The sequence below is a fragment of the Dactylosporangium maewongense genome (assembly GCF_039531485.1).
Taxonomy (GTDB): domain Bacteria; phylum Actinomycetota; class Actinomycetes; order Mycobacteriales; family Micromonosporaceae; genus Dactylosporangium; species Dactylosporangium maewongense.
This window is the reverse complement of record NZ_BAAAQD010000004.1, coordinates 418,236-441,588: the sequence shown is the minus strand read 5'-3', so window position 1 is coordinate 441,588 and position 23,353 is coordinate 418,236. Positions and strand designations below refer to the sequence as shown.

General features: G+C 72.9%; 24 protein-coding genes. 13 read left to right on the top strand and 11 right to left on the bottom strand.

Going from position 1 to position 23,353, the window contains the following annotated elements; genetic code table 11:
• Nucleotides 1–53: 53 nt before the first annotated feature.
• From ABD332_RS14075 to ABD332_RS14065, 3 genes are read right to left on the bottom strand one after another with little or no spacing between them, the layout of a single operon-like run.
• A complete protein-coding gene (locus ABD332_RS14075) occupies nucleotides 54–407 on the bottom strand; it encodes a DUF4406 domain-containing protein (protein ID WP_344502290.1) in 354 nt (117 codons plus the stop codon).
• On the bottom strand, nucleotides 404–1,297 hold the full coding sequence (locus ABD332_RS14070) for a DeoR/GlpR family DNA-binding transcription regulator (protein WP_344502289.1): 894 nt from the start codon (nucleotides 1,295–1,297) through the stop codon (nucleotides 404–406). Before ABD332_RS14070 ends, ABD332_RS14075 begins: the two co-directional genes overlap by 4 nt.
• Nucleotides 1,298–1,347: 50 nt before the next feature.
• Nucleotides 1,348–2,373, bottom strand: a complete 1,026-nt coding sequence (locus tag ABD332_RS14065) for a lysylphosphatidylglycerol synthase transmembrane domain-containing protein (RefSeq protein WP_344502287.1) — start codon at nucleotides 2,371–2,373, stop codon at nucleotides 1,348–1,350.
• A 105-nt stretch (nucleotides 2,374–2,478) separates the two neighbouring features.
• Between ABD332_RS14065 and ABD332_RS14060 the strand changes: the two genes are divergently transcribed.
• Complete coding sequence (locus ABD332_RS14060; protein WP_344502286.1) at nucleotides 2,479–3,240, top strand: polyphosphate kinase 2 family protein; 762 nt, start codon at nucleotides 2,479–2,481, stop codon at nucleotides 3,238–3,240.
• On the opposite strand, the gene ABD332_RS14055 is transcribed toward ABD332_RS14060, so the two are convergent.
• Both ABD332_RS14055 and ABD332_RS14050 read right to left on the bottom strand, forming a co-directional pair.
• Nucleotides 3,229–3,936 carry an SDR family NAD(P)-dependent oxidoreductase gene (locus ABD332_RS14055; protein WP_344502284.1) on the bottom strand — a complete coding sequence of 236 codons (708 nt, stop codon included), beginning with the start codon at nucleotides 3,934–3,936 and terminating at the stop codon, nucleotides 3,229–3,231. The two genes, ABD332_RS14060 and ABD332_RS14055, sit on opposite strands and share 12 nt — an antisense overlap.
• 35 nt (nucleotides 3,937–3,971) lie before the next feature.
• Nucleotides 3,972–4,469 carry a hemerythrin domain-containing protein gene (locus ABD332_RS14050; RefSeq protein ID WP_344502283.1) on the bottom strand — a complete coding sequence of 166 codons (498 nt, stop codon included), beginning with the start codon at nucleotides 4,467–4,469 and terminating at the stop codon, nucleotides 3,972–3,974.
• A 56-nt stretch (nucleotides 4,470–4,525) separates the two neighbouring features.
• On the opposite strand from ABD332_RS14050, the gene lysX reads away from it, so the two are divergent.
• The 5 genes from lysX (at nucleotide 4,526) to ABD332_RS14025 (ending at nucleotide 11,072) form a co-directional block, all read left to right on the top strand.
• On the top strand, nucleotides 4,526–7,780 hold the full coding sequence (lysX, locus tag ABD332_RS14045; RefSeq protein WP_344502282.1) for a bifunctional lysylphosphatidylglycerol synthetase/lysine--tRNA ligase LysX: 3,255 nt from the start codon (nucleotides 4,526–4,528) through the stop codon (nucleotides 7,778–7,780).
• A gap of 62 nt (nucleotides 7,781–7,842) precedes the next feature.
• Nucleotides 7,843–8,538, top strand: a complete 696-nt coding sequence (locus ABD332_RS14040; protein WP_344502281.1) for an IclR family transcriptional regulator — start codon at nucleotides 7,843–7,845, stop codon at nucleotides 8,536–8,538.
• 34 nt (nucleotides 8,539–8,572) lie between these two features.
• On the top strand, nucleotides 8,573–9,055 hold the full coding sequence (locus tag ABD332_RS14035) for a cation:proton antiporter regulatory subunit (RefSeq protein WP_344502280.1): 483 nt from the start codon (nucleotides 8,573–8,575) through the stop codon (nucleotides 9,053–9,055).
• Nucleotides 9,056–9,064: 9 nt separating this feature from the next.
• Complete coding sequence (locus ABD332_RS14030; RefSeq protein ID WP_344502279.1) at nucleotides 9,065–10,240, top strand: cation:proton antiporter; 1,176 nt, start codon at nucleotides 9,065–9,067, stop codon at nucleotides 10,238–10,240.
• 127 nt (nucleotides 10,241–10,367) lie between these two features.
• Complete coding sequence (locus ABD332_RS14025) at nucleotides 10,368–11,072, top strand: hypothetical protein (RefSeq protein WP_344502277.1); 705 nt, start codon at nucleotides 10,368–10,370, stop codon at nucleotides 11,070–11,072.
• 57 nt (nucleotides 11,073–11,129) lie between these two features.
• Here ABD332_RS14025 and ABD332_RS14020 read toward each other — a convergent pair whose 3' ends face one another.
• Nucleotides 11,130–11,609, bottom strand: coding sequence for a hypothetical protein (locus tag ABD332_RS14020; RefSeq protein WP_344502276.1), 480 nt, complete (start codon nucleotides 11,607–11,609; stop codon nucleotides 11,130–11,132).
• A gap of 470 nt (nucleotides 11,610–12,079) precedes the next feature.
• Here ABD332_RS14020 and ABD332_RS14015 point away from each other — a divergent pair, with 470 nt between their 5' ends.
• The 4 genes from ABD332_RS14015 (at nucleotide 12,080) to ABD332_RS14000 (ending at nucleotide 16,282) form a co-directional block, all read left to right on the top strand.
• On the top strand, nucleotides 12,080–13,579 hold the full coding sequence (locus ABD332_RS14015; RefSeq protein ID WP_344502275.1) for a DUF1593 domain-containing protein: 1,500 nt from the start codon (nucleotides 12,080–12,082) through the stop codon (nucleotides 13,577–13,579).
• Nucleotides 13,580–13,706: 127 nt separating this feature from the next.
• The gene (locus ABD332_RS14010; protein WP_344502274.1) at nucleotides 13,707–14,096 is read left to right on the top strand and encodes a VOC family protein; all 390 of its coding nucleotides are present in this window, start codon (nucleotides 13,707–13,709) and stop codon (nucleotides 14,094–14,096) included.
• Between the two features lie 63 nt (nucleotides 14,097–14,159).
• Entirely contained in the window at nucleotides 14,160–14,573 is a 414-nt protein-coding gene (locus ABD332_RS14005; protein ID WP_344502273.1) for a MarR family winged helix-turn-helix transcriptional regulator, read from the top strand.
• Nucleotides 14,570–16,282 (top strand): MFS transporter, encoded by a 1,713-nt coding sequence (locus tag ABD332_RS14000; protein ID WP_344502272.1) that lies wholly within the window; start codon nucleotides 14,570–14,572, stop codon nucleotides 16,280–16,282. The genes ABD332_RS14005 and ABD332_RS14000 overlap by 4 nt, the downstream gene beginning before the upstream one ends.
• A gap of 90 nt (nucleotides 16,283–16,372) precedes the next feature.
• Here the strand turns inward: ABD332_RS14000 and ABD332_RS13995 are convergent, their stop codons facing one another.
• Nucleotides 16,373–17,110 (bottom strand): TetR/AcrR family transcriptional regulator, encoded by a 738-nt coding sequence (locus ABD332_RS13995; RefSeq protein WP_344502271.1) that lies wholly within the window; start codon nucleotides 17,108–17,110, stop codon nucleotides 16,373–16,375.
• A 30-nt stretch (nucleotides 17,111–17,140) separates the two neighbouring features.
• Between ABD332_RS13995 and ABD332_RS13990 the strand changes: the two genes are divergently transcribed.
• Nucleotides 17,141–18,301 (top strand): FAD-dependent oxidoreductase, encoded by a 1,161-nt coding sequence (locus ABD332_RS13990; RefSeq protein ID WP_344502270.1) that lies wholly within the window; start codon nucleotides 17,141–17,143, stop codon nucleotides 18,299–18,301.
• A gap of 13 nt (nucleotides 18,302–18,314) precedes the next feature.
• On the opposite strand, the gene ABD332_RS13985 is transcribed toward ABD332_RS13990, so the two are convergent.
• The 3 genes from ABD332_RS13985 to ABD332_RS13975 all read right to left on the bottom strand — a co-directional run bounded on the left by ABD332_RS13985 (nucleotide 18,315) and on the right by ABD332_RS13975 (nucleotide 21,189).
• Entirely contained in the window at nucleotides 18,315–19,496 is a 1,182-nt protein-coding gene (locus ABD332_RS13985) for an RNA polymerase sigma factor (RefSeq protein ID WP_344502346.1), read from the bottom strand.
• A gap of 72 nt (nucleotides 19,497–19,568) precedes the next feature.
• A complete protein-coding gene (locus tag ABD332_RS13980; protein WP_344502269.1) occupies nucleotides 19,569–19,901 on the bottom strand; it encodes a YciI family protein in 333 nt (110 codons plus the stop codon).
• A 31-nt stretch (nucleotides 19,902–19,932) separates the two neighbouring features.
• Nucleotides 19,933–21,189 carry an APC family permease gene (locus ABD332_RS13975; protein ID WP_344502268.1) on the bottom strand — a complete coding sequence of 419 codons (1,257 nt, stop codon included), beginning with the start codon at nucleotides 21,187–21,189 and terminating at the stop codon, nucleotides 19,933–19,935.
• Nucleotides 21,190–21,260: 71 nt separating this feature from the next.
• On the opposite strand from ABD332_RS13975, the gene ABD332_RS13970 reads away from it, so the two are divergent.
• Nucleotides 21,261–22,211, top strand: a complete 951-nt coding sequence (locus ABD332_RS13970) for a GlxA family transcriptional regulator (protein ID WP_344502267.1) — start codon at nucleotides 21,261–21,263, stop codon at nucleotides 22,209–22,211.
• 13 nt (nucleotides 22,212–22,224) lie between these two features.
• Nucleotides 22,225–22,827 (top strand): hypothetical protein, encoded by a 603-nt coding sequence (locus tag ABD332_RS13965; protein WP_344502266.1) that lies wholly within the window; start codon nucleotides 22,225–22,227, stop codon nucleotides 22,825–22,827.
• On the opposite strand, the gene ABD332_RS13960 is transcribed toward ABD332_RS13965, so the two are convergent.
• On the bottom strand, nucleotides 22,766–23,350 hold the full coding sequence (locus ABD332_RS13960; RefSeq protein ID WP_344502265.1) for a hypothetical protein: 585 nt from the start codon (nucleotides 23,348–23,350) through the stop codon (nucleotides 22,766–22,768). The genes ABD332_RS13965 and ABD332_RS13960 overlap by 62 nt on opposite strands.
• Nucleotides 23,351–23,353: the final 3 nt, after the last annotated feature.

Genomic DNA, 23,353 nt, shown 5'->3' with positions numbered 1-23,353 from the left:
TGCCGTGGGGTCGGGGCGAGCGGTCCGGCTCGGGCCGGCCCAGCGGTCGGGGGTCATGCCGCGGGGACCTCGGTGATGGTGGTGTAGACAGGTTTGCCCTCGGTGCGGGCCTGGGCGACCATCTCGTCGGCGCCGGTGGAGGGGCCGCCGATGCGCAGGACGGCGTCGCAGTGGGTGAGGAGGCGGGCGGAGATCGGGTGGAAGATCTCGTCGAAGACGGGGTCGCCGACGGTGGCGGAGCCCGCGCGCTCGATGAGGGGCAGGGCCAGAGCCTCGCCGGTGACCGGGAGGTGGCCGGCGCGGAAGAGGGTGACGGCGGCGTCGTTCATGGCGTCGACGTTGGCCTGGAGCTTGGTGGGGTCGTCGCCGGTGCCCGAGCGGTACGGGCCGGCTACCAGGATCATCATGACGGGAACTCCTCAGGGTTGTCGGTGGTGACGACGTCGACGCCGGCCGCCCGCAGCGCTGCGAGCGTCTCGGCCGCGGCATCCGTCGCGGCGGCGTCAGATGTGGCGTTGTCAGAAGAACCGCCTGCCCCGATGGCGCTGCTGAAGGCGGCGACCGGTGAGGGTGCGGTGGACGTGACGAAGATGTCGGCGGCGGAGAGGGGGGCGACCCGGGCGAACGCCTGGACGCCCAGCTTGCTGGCATCGGCGACCACGACGGTCCGGCCGGCGCGGCGCAGGGCGGCGCGCTTCACGGCGGCGTCGTCCAGGTCGAACTCGGACCAGCCCAGGTCGTGATGGACCGCGCCGATCGACATGATGAACGTGTCGAAGCGCAACTGGTCCAGGGCGCTCAGGGCGAGCGGGCCGACCAGGCTGCGCTCCCCCGCGCGGGACTCGCCGCCCAGGATGAGCAGCCTGATGCCGGGCTGGTCGGCCAGCCGCACCGCCGCCTGCAGGCTGAGCACCGCCACCGTCAACGGCCCCGTGGGGGAAGGGGCGGCGCCGAAGCGGGCGGCCAGGGCGGCGGCCACCGCGGCGGTGGTGGTGCCGGCGTCGAGCAGGACGGTGCCGCCGGGGGCGATCAGGTCGGCGGTGGCCGCGGCGAGGCGGGCCTTCGTCGCCGACCGCCACTGGGCGCGGACGTCGAAGCCCGCCTCGTCCGCCGGGACGTCCAGGGCGACGGCGCCGCCGCGGACCCGGCGGACCAGGCCCTGCTCCTGCAGCTGGTCGAGGTCGCGGCGGACGGTCATCTCCGAGACGCCGAGGCGGGTGGCGAGCTCGGCCAGGGTCAGCCGGCCGCTGCCGCGGACGAGGCGCAGGGTGAGGTCGAGTCGATCCGGTGCGGGCACGGCACCGAATCTAACAGGACGTTGTGAAGTTTGAAAGATCTGTGTGAGATTTATGCGACCGGGGTCGGCTGGCGCGGGGCCTTGGACGGCTCCGGCGCCGGGCGGCGGCGGAGGACGGCGTACGTGAGAGCGCCGAGCGGGATGATGATCCAGCAGGACAGCAGCCGGTAGACGAGCATCGCGGCGGCGGCCGGGCCCTGCGGCGCGCCCGCCGAGACCAGGCCGGCCAGCAGGGCGACCTCCACCACGCCGATGCCGCCGGGGCTGATCGGCACCTGCCGGACCAGCTGCACCGTCAGGTACACCGTGGCCAGCGCGACCACGCTGACGTCGATGCCGAACGCGGCGGCCGTCGCGGCCAGGCAGGCGAAGTCCAGGCCCCAGTTGACGGTGGCGTGCACCAGCGACACCACCCAGGAGCGGGGCGGCAGGCGGCGCAGGTCGGCGACGGTGCGCGCGACCGCCGCCCTGGCCCGCGCGACCAGGCCGCCGGGCGCCCGGCCGGCCGGCTCCTCGTCGAGCGCGGGCGCGGGCGGCAGCGGGCCGCGGAAGAGCAGGAAGTCCAGGCCGAACACCACGGTGGCGCCGGCCAGCAGGGTGAGGACCAGCCCGAGCGTGTGGCCGGTGCCGGTGACGCCGCCGTGCGGGACGAGGACGACGGCGCCGTACATGAGCAGCAGCGCCAGACCGGACAGCAGGGACGACAGGACGGCCACGGCACCGGCGGTGCGGCGGGTGGCGCCGGCGGTGCGGAACTGGCGGAACGCGAAGCCCGCGGACACAGCGGACCCGGCCGGCAGGCTGAAGGAGATCGCGGAGCGGGTGAAGGTGACCGCGACGGCCCGGGGCACCGACATCCGCACCCCGAAACCGGCGAGGAGGCGGCGCTGCTGGAGGGCGAAGTGCCGCAGGGAGACCAGCTCGGCCACCGCGGCGAGGACCAGCCACCAGGGGCTCGCGGAGGCGATGGTGGCGGCGATCTGGTCCGGGTCGGGCAGTTTGTCCTTGAGCGTGACCGTGGCCACACCCAGCACGACGAGCAGCGCGGCGATCCGCAGCGCCCGCTTCGTGCTCATGCCGAGAACTGTCCCATCCTTTGGTTGCGGCGCGGCCACATGGGCGACAGGAAGTGCGTTGCGCTCGTCACGCACAGAGGGTGAACCCATGCGAGGCTGGAGGCCATGAAGCGCCTGTCGAAGGTCGACCTCCACGACACGTTGCCCAAATCGGAGGCGGGCCTCCGGCTCGCGGCGGCCCAGGAGCGGCTGCTGCGGCTCCGGCTGACGCTCGGCGGGCAGATCGGTGGCGGCAAGGCGCGGCTCGGACCGCCGCTGTGCGTGGTGTTCGAGGGCTGGGACGCCTCCGGCAAGGGCGGCTCGATCAAGCGGCTCGTCGACCACCTCGACCCGCGGCACGTGCGGGTGGCGCAGTTCGCGGCGCCGACGTACGACGAGAAGCGGCACCACTTCCTGTGGCGGTTCTGGCCGGCGCTGCCGGGCTGGGGCGGGATGACGGTCCTGGACCGGTCCTGGTATGGCCGGGTCCTCGTCGAACGCGTCGAGCAGTTCGCGACCGAGGAGCAGTGGAGCCGCGCCTACGAGGAGATCGTCGAGTTCGAGCGGACGCTCGCCGCCGAGGGCATGGTCATCGTGAAGTTCTGGATGCACATCTCCGGCAAGGAGCAGCTGCGCCGCTTCCAGAGCCGGCGCGACGACCCGCTGCGCTCGTGGAAGCTCACCGACGAGGACTGGCGCAACCGGGAGAAGCGGCCCGCGTACAAGCAGGCGGTGGAGGACATGCTGGCCCGCACCGACCACCCGGCCGGGCCGTGGCACGTCATCCCCGGCAACGACAAGCCCACGGCCCGGGTGCTCGTGGTGGAGCAGGTGTGCGCCGCGGTCGAGGAGGCCCTGGACCGCCACGGGCTCGAACTACCGGGCTGACGCGCCGCCGTCGACGTACATCACCTCGCCGGTCATGAAGCTGGACGCCTCGGAGCCGAGGAACAGCACGGCCTTCGCGATCTCGTCGGGGGTGGCGGGCCGGCCGAGCGGGACGCCTGCCACCAGATCGGACGAGCCGGTGGACGTCTCGTACCGCTGCAGCATCGGCGTCTGGACGGGCCCCGGCGCGACGGCGTTGACCCGGATGCCGGTGCCGGCCGCCTCCAGGGCCGCCGAGCGGGTGAGCCCGTCGACCGCGTGCTTGCTGGCGACGTAGACGGCCGAGCCGGGCGCGCCCTGGTGGCCGAGCACCGACGAGACGTTGACGATGCTGCCGTGGCCCTGCTCGGCCATGACCCGCAGCTCGTGCTTCATGCTCAGCAGGGTGCCGAGCACGTTGGTGTCGAAGGTCGCGGCGTAGGTGTCGGCGGTCTGCTCCACCACGGCGCCCGGGGTGCCCTCGGTGCCGGCGTTGTTGACCGCGACGTCGAGGGAGCCGAAGCGCGTGACGGTGTCGTCGACCAGCTGGCGGACGTCATCCTCGCGGCGCACGTCGGCGTGCATGAAGACGGCGCCGGCGGGCAGCTCGGCGTCGTGGCGGCCGGCGACCACCACGTCCGCGCCCTGGCCCGCGAACGCCTCGGCGGTGGCCCGTCCGATGCCGGTGAGGCCACCGGTGATCAGCACAGTTGTCATGCGCGGGTAGGTCCCCCGCGACGCACCCGATATGCCTAGCTGTTCTCGCGGATGTACTGCTGCGGGTCCTTGTCGCGGAACGTGAGGCCCTTGCCGCTCGGGTGCTCGCCGTAGAACGTGAGCCACTGCGCGCCGAGCGACACCCGCAGGTCCATGCCGGCGTGCTTGCGGAAGTCGGGCAGCACCTCGTCCTCCTCCTCGGCGAGGTGCTCGCTGTTCTCGGTGCGGGCCTCCCACACCGCCTTCCACCATCCGTCGGAGCCGACCGCCTGGGAGCGGGCCGCCTCGATCGCGTCCCGGATCTTGTTGTGGTCCCGGATCGCGTCGTCGGTCTCCTCGTCGGCGTCGTCGGAGCGCTTGAGCAGGTGCGGGTACAGGATCCGCTCCTCGGCCTCGGCGTGGATCTCCAGGTGCAGGGCCAGGGACTCCCACACGGCGGTGAGCTGCTCCTCGCCGCGGGCGTCGTCGAGGCGGGCGAAGCCGCGGCGGAACGCGTGGTGGTCGTCCAGGATGAGCGCGGTAATGTCCTCCATGCCCGCATCATCACCCACAGGGCGATATCCGAAACGTGCTCCGCCATGATGTCCCGATGAACACGCTGCGCGCGAGACTTCCCGACTGGTTCGCCGGCGGGCTGCTGGCCGTGGCCGTCCTGTGCGCCGTCGCCGCGGTCTCCGCGGCGCTCGGGTCGCGGGTCCACCCCGTGCGGGTCACCGTCGACGCGCTGCTGCTGCCGGCGCCCGCGAACCTCGGCTACGCCGCGATCCTGGCGACCCTCGCCGCCGCCGTGCACAACCGCAAGCGCGTCATCTACTGGATCCTGGCGCTGTTCCTCGGCGCGCAGCTGCTGTTCGACGTGTTCGTGCTGCTCGGCGGCGCCGAGCGCGGCGAGGAGGCCCGGGAGCTGCGGCTGCCGTGGCACGGCGCGGCAGCCGGCCTGGCCAACGCCGTCATCACCTCCGTGCTGCTGGCGCTGCTGTGGCTGGCCCGCGGCGGGTTCTCCGCCCGCGTCCAGCGGGCCAGCCTGCCGAAGGCCCTCGCCACCCTCGGCGTGCTGATCAGCGCGTTCACGCTGCTCGGCTGGGGGCTGGTCGAGCTGTTCCCGGGCTCGCTCGGGCCGGGGGCGGGGCGCCTCGCGTACAGCGGCAAGACCGTCCTCGGTGGAGCGTTCGGCTTCGACGTGGGGCTGCACGGCCGGGCCCCCGGCTGGGTCAACCTGATCCTCGGCGCGTTCGGCGCGATCGCCCTGTTCGCCGCCCTGTTCGCGCTGCTGCGCTCGCAGCGGGCCACCGCGTCGCTGGACGCCGACGAGGAGCGGCGCGTCCGGCAGCTGCTCGCCGCGCACGGCCGCCGCGACTCGCTCGGCTACTTCGCGACCCGCCGGGACAAGGAGGTCGTGTTCTCCCCCACCGGGCGCGCCGCCGTCACGTACCGGGTGGTCTTCGGCGTCTCCCTCGCCAGCGGCGACCCGCTCGGCGAGCCCGACGCGTGGCCACCGGCGATCGAGGCGTGGCTGCGGGAGGCCCGCGACTACGCGTGGACCCCGGCGGTGATGGGCGCGAGCGAGGAGGGCGCGACCGCGTACGCCCGCGCCGGGCTGCGCGTCATCCAGCTCGGCGACGAGGCGGTCCTGCACGTCCGAGACTTCGACCTCGAGGCGCCGCGGCTGCGGCAGGTCCGCCAGGCGGTGCACCGGGTCGAGCGGGCCGGTTACACGGTGCGGATCCGCCGGCACGCCGACATCGGCGCGCAGGAGATGGCGCGGATCATCGAGCTCGCCGCCCGCTGGCGCGACACGGAGACCGAGCGCGGCTTCTCGATGGCGCTCGGCCGGCTCGGCGACCCCAACGACGGCCAGTGCGTGCTCGTCGAGGCGCACAACCGCGACGGCCGGGAGGTGGCGCTGCTGTCGTTCACGCCGTGGGGCGCCGACGGCCTGTCCCTCGATCTCATGCGCCGCGACCGGGCCAGCGACAACGGCCTGGTCGAGCACATGGTGGCGACGCTGATGCGGGAAGCGCCGCGCCTCGGTGTCGAGCGGGTGTCGCTGAACTTCGCCGTGTTCCGGGCCGTGTTCGAGGAGGGGGCGCGGATCGGCGCGGGGCCGGTGCTGCGGCTGTGGCGGACGCTGCTGCTGTTCGCGTCCCGCTGGTTCCAGCTGGAGTCGTTGTACCGCTCCAACGTGAAGTACAACCCGCAGTGGCTGCCGCGGTTCCTGTGCTTCGAGGACGTCCGGGACCTCGCGAAGGTCGGCCTCGCGTCGGCGGCGGCCGAGGGGTTCCTGGTCGTGCCCAACCTGCGCACCCTGCTGCGGCGGGGCACGCCGGTCTCCAGCGAGGCGCCGCGGGCGCTGATCGAGGTCGAGCCCGCCCCCGCCGTCCAGGACCGGCGGCCGGAGCAGGTCAGGGTCCGGCTCGCCAAGCTCGAGGCGCTGCGCCGGGACGGCATCGACCCGTATCCGCCGGGGTTCGCCCGCACCCACGAGATCGCCGCGATCCGGGCGGCGCACCCAGGCCTCGCGCCCGACGTCAGCACCGGTGAGCGGGTCAGCGTCGCCGGGCGGGTGGTGCGGCTGCGCGACCAAGGCGCCCTGTGCTTCGCCACCCTGCGCGACTGGTCCGGCGACCTCCAGGTCATGATCAGCGGCGACCCGTCGTTCGCGGCCACGGTCGACCTCGGCGACCACGTCGGTGTCGGCGGCGTCGTCGGCACGACGAAACGCGGCGAGCTGTCGGTCATGGCGGACGGTTGGTGCCTGACGGCCAAGTGCCTGCGCCCCCTGCCGGACAAGCACCGCGGGCTCGCGGACCCAGAGGCGCTGGTCCGGCAGCGGCACGTCGATCTGATCGTCAACTCGACGCCCCGTGACATGGTGCGGCTGCGCTCCGCGGCCGGCTTCGCGCTGCGCGCCGCCCTGCACGCCCGCGACTTCGTCGAGGTGGAGACGCCGGTGCTGCAACGGGTGCACGGCGGCGCCAACGCCCGGCCGTTCGTGACCCACTCCAACGCCTACGACATGCCGCTCTTCCTGCGGATCGCGCCCGAGCTGTACCTCAAGCGCCTCGCCGTCGGCGGGGTCGAGCGGGTCTTCGAGATCGGCCGCAACTTCCGCAACGAGGGTGTCGACGCCACCCACAACCCCGAGTTCACGATGCTGGAGGCCTACGAGGCGTACGGCGACTACACCACGATGCGCGACCTGGCCCGCTCGCTGATCCTCGCCGCCGCCGAGGCGGGCCCCGGGTGCGTGCTCACCCGCGGCGACGAGGTCGTCGACCTGCGCGACGAGTGGCCGGTGGTGCCGGTGTACGAGGCGGTCTCCCGGGCGGCGGGCGCGACGGTCACGCCGGACGCCTCCGTCGACGATCTTCGGGCGGTCGCGGACCGGCACGGTGTCGGGTGGCAGGAGGGGTGGACCCACGGCCAGATCGTCCTCGAGCTCTACGAGCATCTGGTCGAGGGCGCCACGGTCCGGCCCACGTTCTACACGGACTTCCCCGTCGACGTGTCGCCGCTGACCCGCCAGCACCGCGACGACCCGCGGCTCGCCGAGCGCTGGGACCTGGTCGCGTTCGGGATGGAGCTCGGCACGGCGTACACCGAGCTCGTCGACCCCGTCGAGCTGCGCGCCCGGCTCACGGCCCAGTCGCTGCGGGCGGCGGCCGGCGACCCGGAGGCGATGTCGCTGGACGAGGACTTCCTGGACGCGTTCGAGTTCGCGATGCCGCCGAGCGGCGGGCTGGGCCTCGGCGTCGACCGGCTCGTCATGATGCTGACCGGCCGGACGATCCGCGAGACCTTGCCGTTCCCACTCGTGAAGAAAAGTTCAGGCCGGAATGTTTAAGTCTCGCTGCATGGGGAAATGCGGTTCTAATGCGCGTCACTGACGATAGCCCAACCCTCGACGTGCTCGAGCGTCTGTCCGCCGCCACCGACCGGGTGACCTTCGAGTCGCTCCTGCGCCAGCTCGGGCTGCCCGAGGGCGTGCTCCGGGGCCGGCTCCGCAAGCTCGTGGACCGCGGCTGGGTCGTCGCCGAGCCCGACGACAGCTACGCCATCGGCGTGGTGGCGCTGCGACCGGGCAGCGCCTATCTGCTGGCCGACCGCACCGTCCGGCTCGCGGCGCCGCTGCTGACGCAGCTGCGGGACCGGCTCGACGAGGCGGTGCGCCTGGTGCGTCTCGACCCGCCCGGCATCGTCTGCATCGCGAGCCGGGAGCCGGCGCAGGACACGGCCGGCTCCGCCGTCGGCCGGCGGATGCCCGCATACGCCTCCGCCAGCGGCAAGGCGATCCTCGCCGAGCTGCCCCGGGAGCGGGTCGTCGCGCTGCTGGATCTCGGGTTCGAGGCCCACACCAGCGAGTCCGTCGCCGACCGGGCGACGCTGTTCGAGGAGCTGGCCGAGACCAGGGCCCGCGGATGGGCCTACGAACGCGGCCAGTTCCAGCCGGGGGTCGGCTGCGTCGCGGCGGCCGTGCCCGGCACCACCGACGCGATCAGCGTGGGCGTGCCGCTCGCCCGGCTCACCGACGACCACGCCGTCGAGATCGCCGCCAATCTGGTCCGCACCACCGAAGAGCTCGGCGAGGCATTGCGTCGCTGACGCTCGCATAGATCCAATTCCGATACCATGGGGTATGAACGTCGAGCGCACCGACCTCCCCGGCATCGGCACGAGCCACGTGGTGACCACCGCCCGTGGCCGCCGGATCGGCATCGTCTCCCACCGCAGCGGGCGGCGTGACCTCGTCATCTACGACAAGGAAGACCCCGATACCAGCGTGGTCTCCGTGGCCCTGTCCGCGGAGGAGTCCAACACGGTCGCCGAGTACCTCGGCACCGCGCGGATCGTGGAGCACCTCGCCGAGCTGCAGCGGCAGGTGACCGGCCTCGTCACCGAGCAGCTGGTGCTGGCGCCGGGCTCGCCGTACGACGGCCGCACCCTCGGCGACACGCAGGCCCGCACCCGCACCGGCGCCTCGATCGTCGCCGTGCTGCGCGGCGGGACCGTGCACACGAGCCCGCGACCCGACTTCGGCCTGGTCGCCGGCGACACGATCGTCGTGGTGGGCACCGCCGCCGGCACCGAGGGCGTCGCGACGCTCCTCACGGACGGATAGGGGCCGCCCGTGCACCACGACACGATCCTCATCGAGCTCGGTGCGGTCATCCTCGCGCTGGGCCTGCTCGGCGCCCTGTCCCTGCGGTTCTCGATCTCCCCCATCCCGCTGTACCTGCTGGCCGGTCTCGCGTTCGGCGCCGGCGGCGTGCTGCCGCTGACCACCAGCACCGAGTTCATCTCCGCCGGCGCGGAGATCGGCGTCATCCTGCTGCTGTTCACGCTCGGCCTGGAGTACACCGCGCCGGAGCTCGTCGGCACCCTGCGCTCCTCCGCACCCGCCGGGCTCATCGACCTCGTGCTCAACGCCGCGCCGGGCGTCGCGGCCGCGCTCATCCTCGGCTGGGGTCCGGTCGCCGCGGTCGCGATGGGCGGCATCACGTACGTGACGTCCTCCGGCATCACCGCGAAGATCCTGTCCGACCTCGGCTGGCTCGGCAACCGCGAGACCCCGGTCGTGCTGTCGCTGCTGGTCTTCGAGGACCTGATGATGGCGCTGTACCTGCCGATCCTGACCGCGCTGCTGGCCGGCGTCGGCCTGCTCGGCGGCACCGCGACCCTCGCCATCGCCGCCGCCACGATCAGCGCCATCCTCCTCGTCGCGCTGCGCTTCGGGCACATCGTGGAGCGGTTCGTCGCCTCCGACAGCGACGAGGTGCTGCTGCTCAAGGTGCTCGGCCTGACCGTGCTCGTCGCGGGCGTGGCCGAGCTGCTGCAGGTGTCCGCGGCCGTCGGGGCGTTCCTCGTCGGCATCGCGCTGTCCGGGCCCCTGGCGCACACCGCGCGGGAGCTGCTGACGCCGCTGCGGGACCTGTTCGCGGCCGTGTTCTTCGTCTTCTTCGGCCTGCAGACCGACCCGCGGGCGCTGCCGCCGGTGCTCGGCGTCGCGGCGCTGCTCGCGCTCGCCGGGATCGTGTCGAAGATGGCGACCGGGTGGATCGCGGCCCGGCGGGCCGGGGTGGCGATCACCGGCCGGATCCGGGCCGGCGCCGCGCTGCTGCCGCACGGCGAGTTCAACATCGTCATCGCGGGGCTCGCGGTCGCGGCCGGCACCAACGCGAAGCTCGGGCCGCTCGCCGCCGCGTACGTGCTCATCCTGGCGATCCTGGGGCCGCTCGCGGCCCGCGCGGCGGAGCCCCTCGCACGGCTCTACCTGCGCAAGCGCAAGCGGCCGGCGACCACGTAACGGCTCGACAAGTCTGCCCGAAATACGGAATTTCCCTTAACTGTCCGCCTTTGCCCAGGTCAGCGTGTTTGGCTCTGCGGCGGAGGTTGCCACGGCAACGCGGCCGTGGCGGACAGGGGGAATCACCATGCTCAAGCACACCAAGCTGCTGCCCGCGGTCGGCGCCGCCGCACTGCTCGCGACGCTCGTCGGCGCGCCGCCGGCGTCGGCCGCGGGCGCCGGCGGCCCCGGCGGGTTCGGCAACGCCACCACCACGTCGAAGAAGGCGCCGTCGGCCGCCTGCAAGGAGCTGACGACCGACGGCGGCTTCGAGGCGCCGAAGGTCAAGGGCGCGGACTGGATGCTGTTCGACGAGGACGACGTGCCGGGCTGGCGCACCGACGACCCGCAGGGCCAGATCGAGATCTGGAAGAGCGGCATGGACGGCGTGCCGGCCCGCTTCGGCAGCCAGTTCGCCGAGCTCAACGCGACCGGCTCCGGCAACTCGATCTACCAGGACATCAAGACCAAGCCCAACTCGAAGATCTACTGGTCCTTCTGGATCCGGGCCCGGGACACCTCCGACGCCAAGGACGTCGACGCCACCCAGATCCACTTCGGCCGCACGCCGAAGAGCGACAACGGCAACGTCAACGGGGTCGGCTCGACCTTCGCGTACATGAACACCGCGACCGACGTCTCGTGGCGGCGGCTGTCCGGCTGGTACCAGACGGGCTCCAACCAGACGATGACCCGGGTGACGCTCACGGCCGTCGAGAGTGCCTCGACCGACGAGGGCTACGGCAACCTGGTCGACGGTCTCACCATCGTCGACAACAAGAAGTGCATCTAGTCCGGCCGAACGGTCGTGGATCGCTGCTCCGGCCGGCGGTCCACGACCCGGCGCGGGTCAGCTGCGCGCCTCCCACGTGATCTTCACGACCGCGACGGCGCCCATGGCCGAGTTCGGGGTGTCGGTGGCCATCCGGTAGTTGAACCGGAAGACCGTCGTGCCGGCGACGTTCGCCGCCGGGGTCCAGCCGGAGGACACGCTCGTGGTGCCGGCCGCGCTGTAGGTGCTCTTCGCGGTGAAGTCCGACAGCATGCGCCCGGCGGTGACCACGGTGTCGGCCGTGTTGCCGAAGATCGTCGTGCCGGTCAGGCCGGTGCAGGACGCGCCCGAGCCGAAGATGCCGGTGCCGGCCGCCTTCTCGACGCTCCAGTTGATGTACGGCATCGTGCCGCCACCACCACCGCCCGGCGTGTCGGTGGCGTCCCCGCTCGCGACGTAGAGCTGCACCGGCGCCGACGGGGTCACGGTGCCGGTCCACGACACGGTGATGCACGCGGATCCGCCGGCCCCGGGGACCAGGCCGGAGACGTTGAACATCGCGGCGTTGCTGTCGGCGCCGACCCGCCGGACCCGGCCGTCCAGGCGGCGTTGACGCTGGGCGTGCCGCCCGCGCAGGCCGTGGCGAGCGTCAGTGCCGTCGGCGCCGCGAGCGAGCCGACCGCCAGGCGGTTGCCGGGGTTGGCGGCGGCGCCGCTGAACGCCGCGTCGGCCACGCTCCACGTGCCCAGCGGGGCGGCGGCCAGCACGGCGGCGGCCGCGGCGCAGCCCGCCGACCGCCGACGCCCCCGAGCCACCATGTACCCAACGTCGGCAGCCGCGGGCCCGGCATGAGGCGCCCGGCCGCGAGCGGGCCCGAGGTCTTGACTCTCAAGTTACGGCGCAGTTACGGTGCTGTTCGATATAAATGCGAGTCTGAATATATATTCAGGCGAGATCGCTCCCCTACTGGCAGCCCCCAGCACGACGGGGGCCGATGGCGGCTGCCCGACTCCGGAAGGAACGTGCCAATGCGAGCGCGAACGCTCCGCAGGTGCCTGGTCGCCGCGGCCCTGGCAGTGACCCTGCCGCTCACGGCCGCGACCGCCGCCCTGGCCGCCGACGAGGACGGCGACTCCCAGGGCCAGCAGTCCCAGGGCGCATCGGTCACCAAGCCGCGCATCATCGTCTCGCAGGACGGCGAGGTGGACGACATGGACTCGTTCATCCGCTTCCTGTACTACTCGAACGAGTTCGACATCCAGGGCATCGTCTACTCGAGCTCGCAGTACCACTACGCCGGCGACGGCGCGGGCGTGCAGCCGTTCCGCTGGACCGGCACCGAGTGGCTCAACCACTACATCGACCTGTACGAGCAGATCTACCCGAACCTGCGCAAGCACGCGGACGGCTACCCGAGCCCCGCGAAGCTCCGCTCGCTGTACAAGATCGGAAACATCGACAACGTCAGCGAGATGGACAAGGTCACCGAGGGTTCCGAGTTGATCCGGAAGGTGATCCTCGACGACCAGCCCGGCCCGCTGTACATCCAGTCGTGGGGCGGCCTGAACACCACCGCGCGGGCGCTGAAGTCCATCCAGGAGCAGTACCAGAACGACCGCCGGTGGCCGGAGATCCAGCGCAGGATCAGCCAGAAGGTCGTGATCTACAACATCCTGAACCAGGACTCGACCCTCAACGGCTACATCAAGCCCAACTGGCCCGACATGAAGATCGTCGACAACCAGAGCCAGTTCTGGAGCTTCGCCTACCTCTGGACGCGCCAGGTGCCGGCCGCCAACCAGTACGCGCTCAGGGCGCCGTACATGGAGCAGAACTTCCTGACCGGGCACGGCGCGCTGCTGGAGCAGTACCGCACCTACCGCGACGGCAAGCCGACCCCCGGCGACGACCAGAACAACCGCTGGCGGCCGGAGCAGAACCTCACCTACGGCGTGCACGACTTCATCTCCGAGGGCGACTCCCCGTCGTTCATGTACCTGCTCGACTTCAACGGGCTGCGCTCGTCGGAGAACCCGACCTACGGCGGCTGGGGCGGCCGGTTCGCCACGAACGCCACCGGCTGGATCGACACCACCGACGTCAACCCGAACACCGGCGCGAACGACCGGGCGTACCCGCAGACCCGGTGGGTCGCCGACCTGCAGAACGACTTCGCGGCGCGGGCCGACTGGGGCGTCACCGCGAAGTACGGCGACGCGAACCACAACCCGGCGGCCTCCGTCCGCGAAGGCCTGGACCTGCGGGCGAAGGCCGGCAAGACGCTGACCCTGCACGGCCGCGGCTCGGACCCGGACGGCGACAGCCTGACCTACCGCTGGTGGGAGTACACCGACGCCGACACCTACGCCGGCACGGTCGCGCTCTCCGGCGCGGACACGGCGACCACGTCGTTCACCGTCCCCGCCGACGCCAAGCCGGGTGACACCATCCACCTCGTCCTCGAGGTCACCGACAACGGCGCCCCCGCGCTCAAGCACTACCAGCGGGTCATCGTCACGGTGAAGTAGGCGGAACAGGTTTCAGGTTCAGGGCCTTTCAGGGCCGGCCCAGTCGCTGGGTCGGCCCTGTCGGCTTTGCGGGGGAACATTGGGGTAACAGTCGGAAGACATCACGCTGGAATCGGGAGGCGTCACAATGTCCGTCCAGCTCAATCACACGATTGTCGCGGCCCGCGACAAGGAGACATCGGCCGGTTTCCTGGCGGCGATGCTGGGGGTGCCGGTGGGCCGGCGCTTCGGCCCGTTCGTCCCGGTCGAGGTGAGCAACGGCGTCACCCTGGACTTCGCCGACACCGGCGACCGGCCGGTCACCGCTCAGCACTACGCGTTCCTCGTGTCGGAGCCCGAGTTCGACGCCATCTTCGGCCGCATCAAGCAGGCCGGGGTGGCCTACTACGCCGATCCGCACCACGATCAGCCGCAGGAGATCAACCACCGCGACGGCGGGCGGGGCGTGTACTTCGACGATCCCAGCGGACACAACATGGAGATCCTCACGCGCCCGTACGGCAGCGGATCCGCCTGATGCTCCATTTCCTGTGACCTGATACATAACGTGCTTTTATAAGTGCGTGATACAAATTGGAGCATGGTCCTTGTTGACTCCGCGCGGCTGACGACTGCCGTCGAGCGGCTCTTCAGCCTGCTCCGGCAGGGCAACCCGCCCAACGACATCAGCCTGACCGCCGCGTCCACGCTGCGCCGGCTGGAGCGGGAGGGGCCGCGCCGGCTCACCGAGCTCGCCGCCGCGGAGGGCGTCACGCAGCCCGCGATGACGCAGCTCGCCCAGCGCCTCGAGCGTGACGGCCTCGCCGAGCGCACGCCCGACCCCACCGACGGCCGGGTCGTGCTCGTGCGGGTCACCCTGGCCGGCCGCGACCTGCTCGCCCGCCGCCGGGAGGTGCGCGCCGCGCACCTGCAGGACCTGCTGTCCTCGCTGTCCGCAGACGACCAGGCGCTGCTCGCGGCCGCGCTGCCGGCGCTGGAAAGGCTCGCACCGTGACCTCGACGCTTCCCGGCCTCCGCGGCGCCCTGGTCGGCGGGACCGACCACCCGCACTACAAGTGGGTCGCGCTGTCCAACACCACCCTCGGCATGCTGATCGCCACGATCAACTCCTCGATCGTGCTCATCTCGCTGCCCGCCATCTTCAACGGCATCCACCTCGACCCGCTCAGCCCCGGCAACGTCAGCTACCTGCTGTGGATGCTCATGGGCTACATGCTCGTCAGCGCCGTCCTCGTGGTGACCCTCGGCCGCCTCGGCGACATGTACGGCCGCGTCCGCATCTACAACGCCGGCTTCGCACTGTTCACGATCACCTCGATCGCGCTGTCCCTCGACCCGTTCGACGGCGGCGGCGGCGCCCTGTGGCTGATCGGCTGGCGCGTCCTGCAGGCCGTCGGCGGCTCGATGCTCATGGCCAACTCCGCCGCGATCCTCACCGACGCCTTCCCGGCCGCCCAGCGCGGCATGGCCCTCGGCGTCAACATCGTCGCCGGCATCGCCGGCTCCTTCATCGGCCTGGTCCTCGGCGGCCTCCTCGCCGAGTGGAACTGGCGCGCCATCTTCTGGGTCAACGTCCCCATCGGCGTGATCGGCACCATCTGGGCGTACCGCTCGCTGCACGACACCGGCCTGCGCCGGCCCGGCCGCATCGACTGGTGGGGCAACCTCACCTTCGCCGTCGGCCTCACCGCCCTGCTCGCCGGCATCACGTACGGCATCCAGCCCTACGGCGGCCACAGTCAGGGCTGGACCAACCCGTGGGTGCTCGCCGGTCTCATCGGCGGCGTCGCCGTGCTCGGCCTCTTCGCCTGGATCGAGACCCGCGTCGACTCGCCGATGTTCCCCCTCGGCCTGTTCCGCAACCGGGCGTTCGCCTCCGGCAACATCGCCGGCCTGCTCGCCTCCATCGCCCGCGGCGGCCTGCAGTTCATGCTGATCATCTGGCTGCAGGGCATCTGGCTGCCCCTGCACGGCTACCGCTACGAGGAGACCCCGCTCTGGGCCGGCATCTACCTGCTGCCGCTCACCGTCGGTTTCCTCGCCGCCGGCCCCATCGCCGGCCACCTCTCCGACAAGTACGGCCCGCGCCTCTTCGCCGCCTGCGGCCTGCTCGTCATGGCCCTCTCGTTCGGCGGCCTGCTCATCCTGCCGACCGACTTCAGCTACTGGGCCTTCGCCTTCCTCGTCTTCCTCAACGGCCTCGGCGGCGGCCTCTTCGCCGCCCCCAACACCAGCCTCGTCATGTCCAGCGTCCCCGCCCACCTCCGCGGCGCCGCGTCAGGCATGCGGGCCACGTTCCAGAACGCCGGCATGGTCCTGTCCATCGGCGTCTTCTTCTCCCTGATGGTCGCCGGCCTCTCCAGCTCCCTCCCCTCGACCCTCGACACCGGCCTCACCGCCCAGGGCGTGCCGGCCTCCGCCGCGCACACCATCGCCAACCTCCCGCCGGTCGGCACCCTCTTCGCCGCCTTCCTGGGCTACAACCCGATCGCCGCCCTGCTCGGCCCGCAGCTGCTGGCCCAGCTCCCGGCCGCGAACGCCACCACCCTCACCGGCCGCGAGTTCTTCCCCCACCTGGTCTCCGGCCCCTTCCACGACGGCCTGGTCGTCGTCTTCTGGCTGGCCATCGCCATGTCGGTCGTCGGCGCCCTCGCCTCACTCATCAAGGCCCCCCGGTGGCCGGAGAACGCGGTCGCTGAGTAACGCCACGGACCCAGCGGCCCCAGGAAACGGGCCGGTGCCTCTGTGGGGAGGCGCCGGCCCGTCTGGCTGTGGCGACTGAGGTGTGACAGGTCAGGTGCGGGGGTGGCCGGTGATGCCGTCGAGGATGGTGGTCAGGGTGTGGTGGAAGGTCTCGCCGGCGTCGAGGTGGGCGCCGTCGTGGACGAGGCGGGCGACGGTGGGGTAGCGGCCCGTTTCGAGCATGCGGGTCAGGTAGGGGCCGAGGGCGGCCTGCCAGGCGGACACGTCGGTCCCGGTGGAGCGGGCGGTGCGGCGCTCGGTGATCTCGCGGCGGAGCGATCCGACGACGAAGGCGTTGAGGGCGCCCAGGGCCCGCTGGAGGTCGTCGACGCCGTGCAGGCCGGGGGCCTGGCTGAGCGCCGCCGCGGTCGACTCGCCCACGGCGAGCGCGTGCGGGCCCAGGTGTGGCCGCGCGCCGAGCAGGTCGGCGAACCACTCGTGCTCCAGGGCAGCGGCGCGGGTCCGGTGGACGATGGCCAGCACCGTGGCCCGCCACCCTGACTCCTGAGCGGAGTCCTGGCCGGGCTCGGCGATCCGGGCGTAGACGGCGTCGACCATCAGGTCGAGCAGCTCGGATCGGTTGATCACGTAGTCGTACAGCCGCATCGGGCCGACGCCGAGCTCTTTGGCGATCTTGCGCACCGACAGCCCCTCGAGGCCGTCCGCGTCGGCGAGCCGGATCGCCGTGGCGGCGATCTTCGCGCGGCTCAGCGGCACCGGCGCCGCCCGCGGCTGGGGCTCGGGCCGTTCCCAGACTGGCAGCGGTGCGCTACCGTACGGCGTATCCATAATGTACAGCGTACGGTAAGGGAGACGACGATGCGAATCGCGATCGCCGGTGGTGGCCTCGGCGGGCTGACGCTGGCCCGGATCCTGCACCGGCACGGCATCGGCGCGGTGGTGTACGAGCGCGAGGCGGGCAGGTCCGCGCGGTCCCAGGGCGGGTCGCTCGACCTGCACCCGGAGTCCGGGCAGCGGGCCCTGGCCGACGCGGGCCTCGCCGGCAGGTTCCGGTCCACGGCGCGGCCGGAGGGCGAGGAGCACCGCATCCTCGACCCGGCAGGACGCGTGCTCGTGCACCACACGCCACGGCCCGGCTCGTTCGACGGACGCCCGGAGATCGACCGCGCCGCGCTGCGCGACCTGCTGCTCGACTCGGTCCCCGGCGACGCGGTGGCCTGGCGGCACCGGCTCGTCGCCGCGACACCCAGACCCGGCGGAGGGTTCGAGCTGGCGTTCGACGGCGGCGACCGCGCCGGCTGCGACCTCCTCGTCGGCGCGGACGGCGCGCGCTCGGCCGTCCGGTCGCTGCTGACCGACGCGCCCCTGTCCTGCGTGGCCGTCCTGGTCGAGCTGAGCATCCGCGACGCCGACCGGCGCCACCCCGACCTCGCCGAGCTGGTCGGCCCCGGAAACCTCTGGTGCATCGGCGTCAGCCAGATCCTGGCGGCGCAGCGCCTCGGCGACGGCAGCATCCGGGTCGGGATCTCCCTACCCGCCGACGATCTGCCCGCTGAGGATCTGCCCGCTGAGGATCTGGGCGCGGACGATCGCCTGCACACCTACCGCGGCAAGCCCGCCCTGCTGGAGCTGTTCGACGGCTGGGACCCCGCCCTCACCGCACTCATCGAGGCCGGCGACGGCCCGACGATGCGCAGGATCGAGGCGATGCCCACCGGCACCCGCTGGGCCCACCGGCCGGGCGTCACCCTGATCGGCGACGCCGCGCACCTCATGCCGCCGGTCGGTGAGGGCGCCAACCAGGCGATGCTCGACGCGGCCGACCTCGCCGCCGCGCTCGCCGCCGGTCCCGCCGATCCCGACGCGGCGATCCGGACGTACGAGGAGGCGATGTTCACCCGGATCCACCCGATCGCCGAGATGTCCGCACGGGTCCAGGCGATGATGCTGTCCCCCACCGCGGCCGACGACATCGTCCGCTTCTTCACGCGGCCCGCCGAGCCCGCCGCCGCGGGCTGACGAACACCCGGCGTCACTCGGGGAGGGAGGCGAGCCGGGATTCGAGGAAGGCGCGCTCGACCTCGTTGTCGCACAGGGCGATGGCGGCGCGGTAGGCGTCCGCGGCGTCCGGCAGGCGGTGCAGGCGGCGCAGCAGGTCGGCGCGGGTCGACGGCAGGTAGTGGTACGACGCCAGGCGCGGGTCCGCGGCCAGCTCGTCGACCAGGGCCAGGGCGGCCGAGGGGCCGTCGGACATGGCGACGACGACCGCGCGGTTCAGGGCGACGACAGGGGACGGCCAGGCGCGCAGGAGCAGGTCGTACAGGCCGCGCAGCTGCCGCCAGTCGGTGGCGGCGTAGGTGGGGGCCTCGGTGTGGACGGCGGCGATGGCGGCCTGCAGGGCGAAGCGGCCCGGGCGGCCGCCGCGCAGCGCGGCGCGGACGAGGTCGAGGCCGGCGGTGATCTGGGGGCGGTCCCAGCGGGCGCGGTCCTGCTCCTCCAGCAGCAGCAGGCGGCCGTCGGGGGCGGTCCGGGTGGCGCGGCGGGCGTCGTGCAGGAGCATGAGGGCGAGCAGGGCGCGGGCCTCGCGCTCGTCGGGCATGAGGGCGCACAGGGTGCGGGCCAGGTCGAGGGCGCGGTCGACGAGATCGGCGCGGACCAGCCCGGGGCCGGTCGGGGCGGCGTGGCCGGTGGTGAAGACCAGGTGCACGACGGTCAGGACGGCGTCGAGCCGGTCCGGGAGCTGTTCGAGGGGCGGCACGCGGTACGGGATGGCCGCCGCGGCGATCTTCTTCTTGGCGCGGGTGACCCGGGCCGCCATGGTCGGCTCGCTGACGAGGAATGCGTGGGCGATCTCGTCGGTGGTCAGGCCGCAGACGAGGCGGAGCGTGAGGGCGAGCTGGGCCTCCCGGGCCAGCGCCGGGTGGCAGCACGTGAACACCAGGCGCAGGCGGTCGTCGGGGATCTCCTCCCCGGCGTCGTCCCCGGGGTCGTCCCCGGCGTCGGGGACCACCAGGAGCGGCAGCTTCGAGCGCAGCGTCGCGGCACGCTTGTGGGCGTTGAGGGCGCGGCGCTGCGCGGCGACGGTCAGCCAGGCGCCGGGGTTGGCCGGCACGCCCTGGCGCAGCCAGGCGTCCATGGCGGACACGTACGCGTCCTGGACGCACTCCTCGGCGAGGTCGAGGTCGCGCGCGACGCGCACCGTCGCGGCGAGCACCCTGGCCCACTCGCGACGGTGCGCGTCGGCGACCGCCTGCCTGACAGCGGCGGACTCCACGAACGGCGCGGCCTACTCGAAGACCATCACCGGGCGGACCTCGACGCCGCCGAAGCGGGCCGGGCACAGCTTGGCGATCTCCAGCGCCTCGTCGAGGTCCTTCGCCTCGATCACGTAGTAGCCGCCGAGGACCTCCTTGGTCTCGACGAACGGGCCGTCGGTGACGACGTCGCCGCGGATCGAGGTGGCCGTCGCGACCGCCTGGAGGGCGTTGCCGCCGACCAGCCGCTCGCCGACCTGCTCCGAGAAGCGGTTGTGGGCGTCCATGACCACCTGGTACACGGACTTGTCGGCGCTCTCGTAGTCCGCCTCGTTCTCGTAGATGAGGATCAGGTACTGGGCCATCGTGGCTGCTCCTTCAAGGGAATGCGTCCTCTTACACTCCTACGTCAATCGGCACCGGACCCGAATCGACAGGCCGGGCGAAAAATTTGTACGCGAGTGCGCAGCCGGCCACGGCGAGGGTGCCCAGGACGTACCAGCCGCTGAGTGCGAGCAGTCCGAACGACGCGGCGCAGGAGACCGCCGCGCACCACCACACGGGCGTGCGGCGCGGCAGGAGGCGCAGCGCGGCAGCGGTGCCCAGCACGTACACGAGGACGAACGCACCGCTGGTGAGCAGGACCAGCGGGCGGGTGCCGGTGCCGGTCGCCGTCACGAGCAGCAGCGACGCGCCGCCCAGCGCCGCGACGACGGCGAGGCTGCGCCGGGGCACCTCGCCGGCGCCGCTGCCCCGCCCGAACCACGCGGGCAGCGCCCGGTCGCGGCCGAGCGCGGCACCGAGCTTCGCCGCGCCGGCGTAGTAGGCGTTCATCGTGCCGAGCGTCAGCAGCACCGCGGCGCCGGCGGTGAGCGCCTTGACCTGCCCGCCGACGCCGCGGGCGAGCAGCTCGGCGAGGGGTGCGTCGCCGGGCGCGGGGCCCAGCACCAGGATGCTGGCGGCAGCGATGCCGAAGTACAGCACGCCGACGACGACCAGGGCGATCGCCGTGGCCCGGGGCAGGTCGCGGGCGGGGCGCCGGAAGTCGCCGGCGAGGGACGTGACCGCCTCCCACCCGGCGAACCCCCAGACCAGCAGGGCCGCCGCCGACCCGACCGCCCACCAGCCGTGCGGGGCGAACGGCCGCAGGTTGCCGGGGTCGGCGTGCGGCAGCGCGGTCACGGTCGCCGTCAGCAGCAGCGTGACGAGCAGCAGCGCCAGCCCGAGCTGCAGCCGGCCGGACACCCGCACGCCCCCGAGGTTGCCGGCCGTCACCACGAGCATGAGCGCGGCGGCCGTCAGCAGCTCCGTGCGGGTGCCGCCGCCGAGCGCCGCGGCCACGTACGCCCCGGCGAACAGCGCCGCGGCCGGCGCGCCGACCGGCACGGCGAGGTAGAAGCACCAGCCGACGACCGCCGCGGCGCGGTCGCCGAACGCCTTGCCCGCATACGTGGCGACGCCGCCCGAGTCGGGGAACCTCGCACCGAGCGCCGCGAACGTCGCCGCGAGGGGCACCGACAGGGCGATCAGGGCGGCCCACGCGACGAGCGACGCCGGTCCGGCGGTCTGCGCGGCGAGGGCGGGCAGCGCGATGACCCCGGTGCCGAGGACCGCGCCGATGGACAGGGCCGCCCCTTGGGGCACGTTCAACATGCCTGCTATTCGACATCCCCCGCGGATCAAGAGCGAGTGGCAGGAATGCCATGTTGGGTAAGATTCCAGCCATGCGTCATCTCGTCGGCGTCGCGGTCACCGAGGACATGCCGGTCTTCGAGCTGGCCGTGCCGTGCGAGGTGTTCGGCATCGACCGGTCCGACCTGGCGGACCCCTGGTATGAGCTGCGCTTCGCCGCCGCCGCGCCGGGCGTCGTCCAGGCCCGTTCCGGGCTGTCCGTGACCGCGCCCTACGACCTCGGCACGCTGGCCGACGTGGACACGCTGATCATCCCGGCGTTCGCCCGGGCCAGGCAGGTGGAGCCCCCGCCGGCGCTGGTCGAGGTGGTGCGGGAGGCGCACCGGCGCGGGAGGCGGATCGTCGCGATCTGCACCGGCGCGTATGTGCTCGCCGCCGCCGGCCTCCTCGACGGCCGCCGCGCCACGACCCACTGGATGAACGCCTTCGACTTCGCCCAGCGCCACCCCGCCGTCACGTTCGACCCCGACGTTCTCTACACGTCCGACGGCACGATCTTCACCTCGGCCGGCACCGGCGCCGCGATCGACCTCTGCCTGCACCTGGTCCGCCTCGACCACGGCGCCGCGGTCGCCAACGAGGTCGCCCGCCGCATGGTCGTCCCGCCGCACCGCGACGGCGGGCAGTCGCAGTTCGCCCACCCGCCGCCGCGCCCCCGCACCCCCGACGCGCTCGGCGTCGCCCTCGACTGGGCCAGGGCCCGCCTCGACCAGCCCCTGACCGTCGCCGACCTGGCCCGCGAGGCCCGCCTGAGCCCCCGCACGTTCGCCCGCCGCTTCCGCGAGTCGGTCGGCACCAGCCCGCTGCAGTGGCTGCTGCGTCAGCGGGTACGACTGGCGCAGGAGCTCCTGGAGACCACCGACGACTCGATCGAGCGCATCGCCCACCGGACGGGCCTCGGCACCCCCGCCAACCTGCGCGCCCACTTCGCCCGCCAGACCAGCGTCACCCCCACCACCTACCGTCAGGTCTTCCACCGCTGATCCGGAGTGTTCCGTGACCGTCGACGAGTTCATCCGCGTCTTCGCCGCACAGCGCCCGAATCTGGACTGGGTCCAGGCGGTGCAGCAGTTGCTGCCGGCGCTGGACCGGGAGCAGGTGACCGCGTTGCTGGCGGCGCTCCCCCGGGCCGGTCGCCGGACCCACGTGGAGCTGGTGCGCCTCCTGGCGCCGCACCTGGACCGCGCGCAGGTCGCCGAGGTGGCCACGATCATCGCGACGACCAAGGGCGCCGGGTCGCGGCTGGCGGCCCTCGGCTGCGTCGCCGACCGGCTGCCCGACGCGCAGCGCGACGACGCCGTGGCCGGCGATCGCGCTCGCCGGCCTGGCGGCGGCCGTGCCGCCGCCGGCGAGGGACCACGTGTCGCGCCTGGCGTTGACGACCGCTCAGGCGGTGGGCGACCGGAGCCGCCGGCTCCGCGCCCTGACGGCGGTGGGCGCCGCGATCACCGGGATCCGGCTGGACCCACCGACCATCCGGCCCGTGTCACCGAGCTGGACCCTGGCGTCGACGAGCTGACCCGGCGGGAACGCGCCGTCAGGCCGGGCGGAGGGCGGCGAAGACGTCGGGCCAGTTCGCCGGCAGGTTGTCCCAGATGAAGCGCTGGTAGCGGGTCATGAGGCCGGCTGCGGCGGCGCGCACCTCCGCGTCGTCGGAGCGGGTCGCCGCCACGCACCGGTCGAGGCAGTCCCATTCCTCCCGGTCGCGCTCCGGTACGCCGATCGTGGCCAGCGCCGCCTGGACGGCATCGTCCTCGAAGAAGCCGTCGTCCCACGCGGTCGCCGCGCCCAGCAGGTACATCAGCTGCGTGCTGGGCGTCAGCCGCTGCGCCGCGAGCGTCCCGCTGTCATAGGTGCGGTCCCCGTCCTCGCCCACGATGCCGGACTCCCCGACGGACAGGTCGACCAGGTCCCGCCAGTAGGCGACGTCGTGCGCCCCGTCCCGCTGCAGCATGTGCCGGCTCGCGAACTCCGCCATCAGCGCCGGGTCGTCGACCAGCGGCGAGACCGCGGTGTCCATGCTGTAGTCGAACCCGAAGAACCACCGGCGGCCGTCGACCACCATCGACTCGATGCCGCCGACCTGCCCTTCGCGGTCCGCGATCGGCGTGATGTCTCCCATGAC

Bases quoted from the DNA above. Each gene is read 5' to 3' on its own strand.
- ABD332_RS14075 (WP_344502290.1), bottom strand. From the start codon at position 407: ATGATGATCCTGGTAGCCGGCCCGTACCGCTCGGGCACCGGCGACGAC.
- ABD332_RS14065 (WP_344502287.1), bottom strand. From the start codon at position 2,373: ATGAGCACGAAGCGGGCGCTGCGGATCGCCGCGCTGCTCGTCGTGCTG.
- ABD332_RS14060 (WP_344502286.1), top strand. From the start codon at position 2,479: ATGAAGCGCCTGTCGAAGGTCGACCTCCACGACACGTTGCCCAAATCG.
- ABD332_RS14055 (WP_344502284.1), bottom strand. From the start codon at position 3,936: ATGACAACTGTGCTGATCACCGGTGGCCTCACCGGCATCGGACGGGCC.
- ABD332_RS14050 (WP_344502283.1), bottom strand. From the start codon at position 4,469: ATGGAGGACATTACCGCGCTCATCCTGGACGACCACCACGCGTTCCGC.
- lysX (WP_344502282.1), top strand. From the start codon at position 4,526: ATGAACACGCTGCGCGCGAGACTTCCCGACTGGTTCGCCGGCGGGCTG.
- ABD332_RS14035 (WP_344502280.1), top strand. From the start codon at position 8,573: ATGAACGTCGAGCGCACCGACCTCCCCGGCATCGGCACGAGCCACGTG.
- ABD332_RS14025 (WP_344502277.1), top strand. From the start codon at position 10,368: ATGCTCAAGCACACCAAGCTGCTGCCCGCGGTCGGCGCCGCCGCACTG.
- ABD332_RS14020 (WP_344502276.1), bottom strand. From the start codon at position 11,609: ATGTTCAACGTCTCCGGCCTGGTCCCCGGGGCCGGCGGATCCGCGTGC.
- ABD332_RS14015 (WP_344502275.1), top strand. From the start codon at position 12,080: ATGCGAGCGCGAACGCTCCGCAGGTGCCTGGTCGCCGCGGCCCTGGCA.
- ABD332_RS14010 (WP_344502274.1), top strand. From the start codon at position 13,707: ATGTCCGTCCAGCTCAATCACACGATTGTCGCGGCCCGCGACAAGGAG.
- ABD332_RS14005 (WP_344502273.1), top strand. From the start codon at position 14,160: ATGGTCCTTGTTGACTCCGCGCGGCTGACGACTGCCGTCGAGCGGCTC.
- ABD332_RS13995 (WP_344502271.1), bottom strand. From the start codon at position 17,110: ATGGATACGCCGTACGGTAGCGCACCGCTGCCAGTCTGGGAACGGCCC.
- ABD332_RS13990 (WP_344502270.1), top strand. From the start codon at position 17,141: ATGCGAATCGCGATCGCCGGTGGTGGCCTCGGCGGGCTGACGCTGGCC.
- ABD332_RS13980 (WP_344502269.1), bottom strand. From the start codon at position 19,901: ATGGCCCAGTACCTGATCCTCATCTACGAGAACGAGGCGGACTACGAG.
- ABD332_RS13975 (WP_344502268.1), bottom strand. From the start codon at position 21,189: ATGTTGAACGTGCCCCAAGGGGCGGCCCTGTCCATCGGCGCGGTCCTC.
- ABD332_RS13970 (WP_344502267.1), top strand. From the start codon at position 21,261: ATGCGTCATCTCGTCGGCGTCGCGGTCACCGAGGACATGCCGGTCTTC.
- ABD332_RS13960 (WP_344502265.1), bottom strand. From the start codon at position 23,350: ATGGGAGACATCACGCCGATCGCGGACCGCGAAGGGCAGGTCGGCGGC.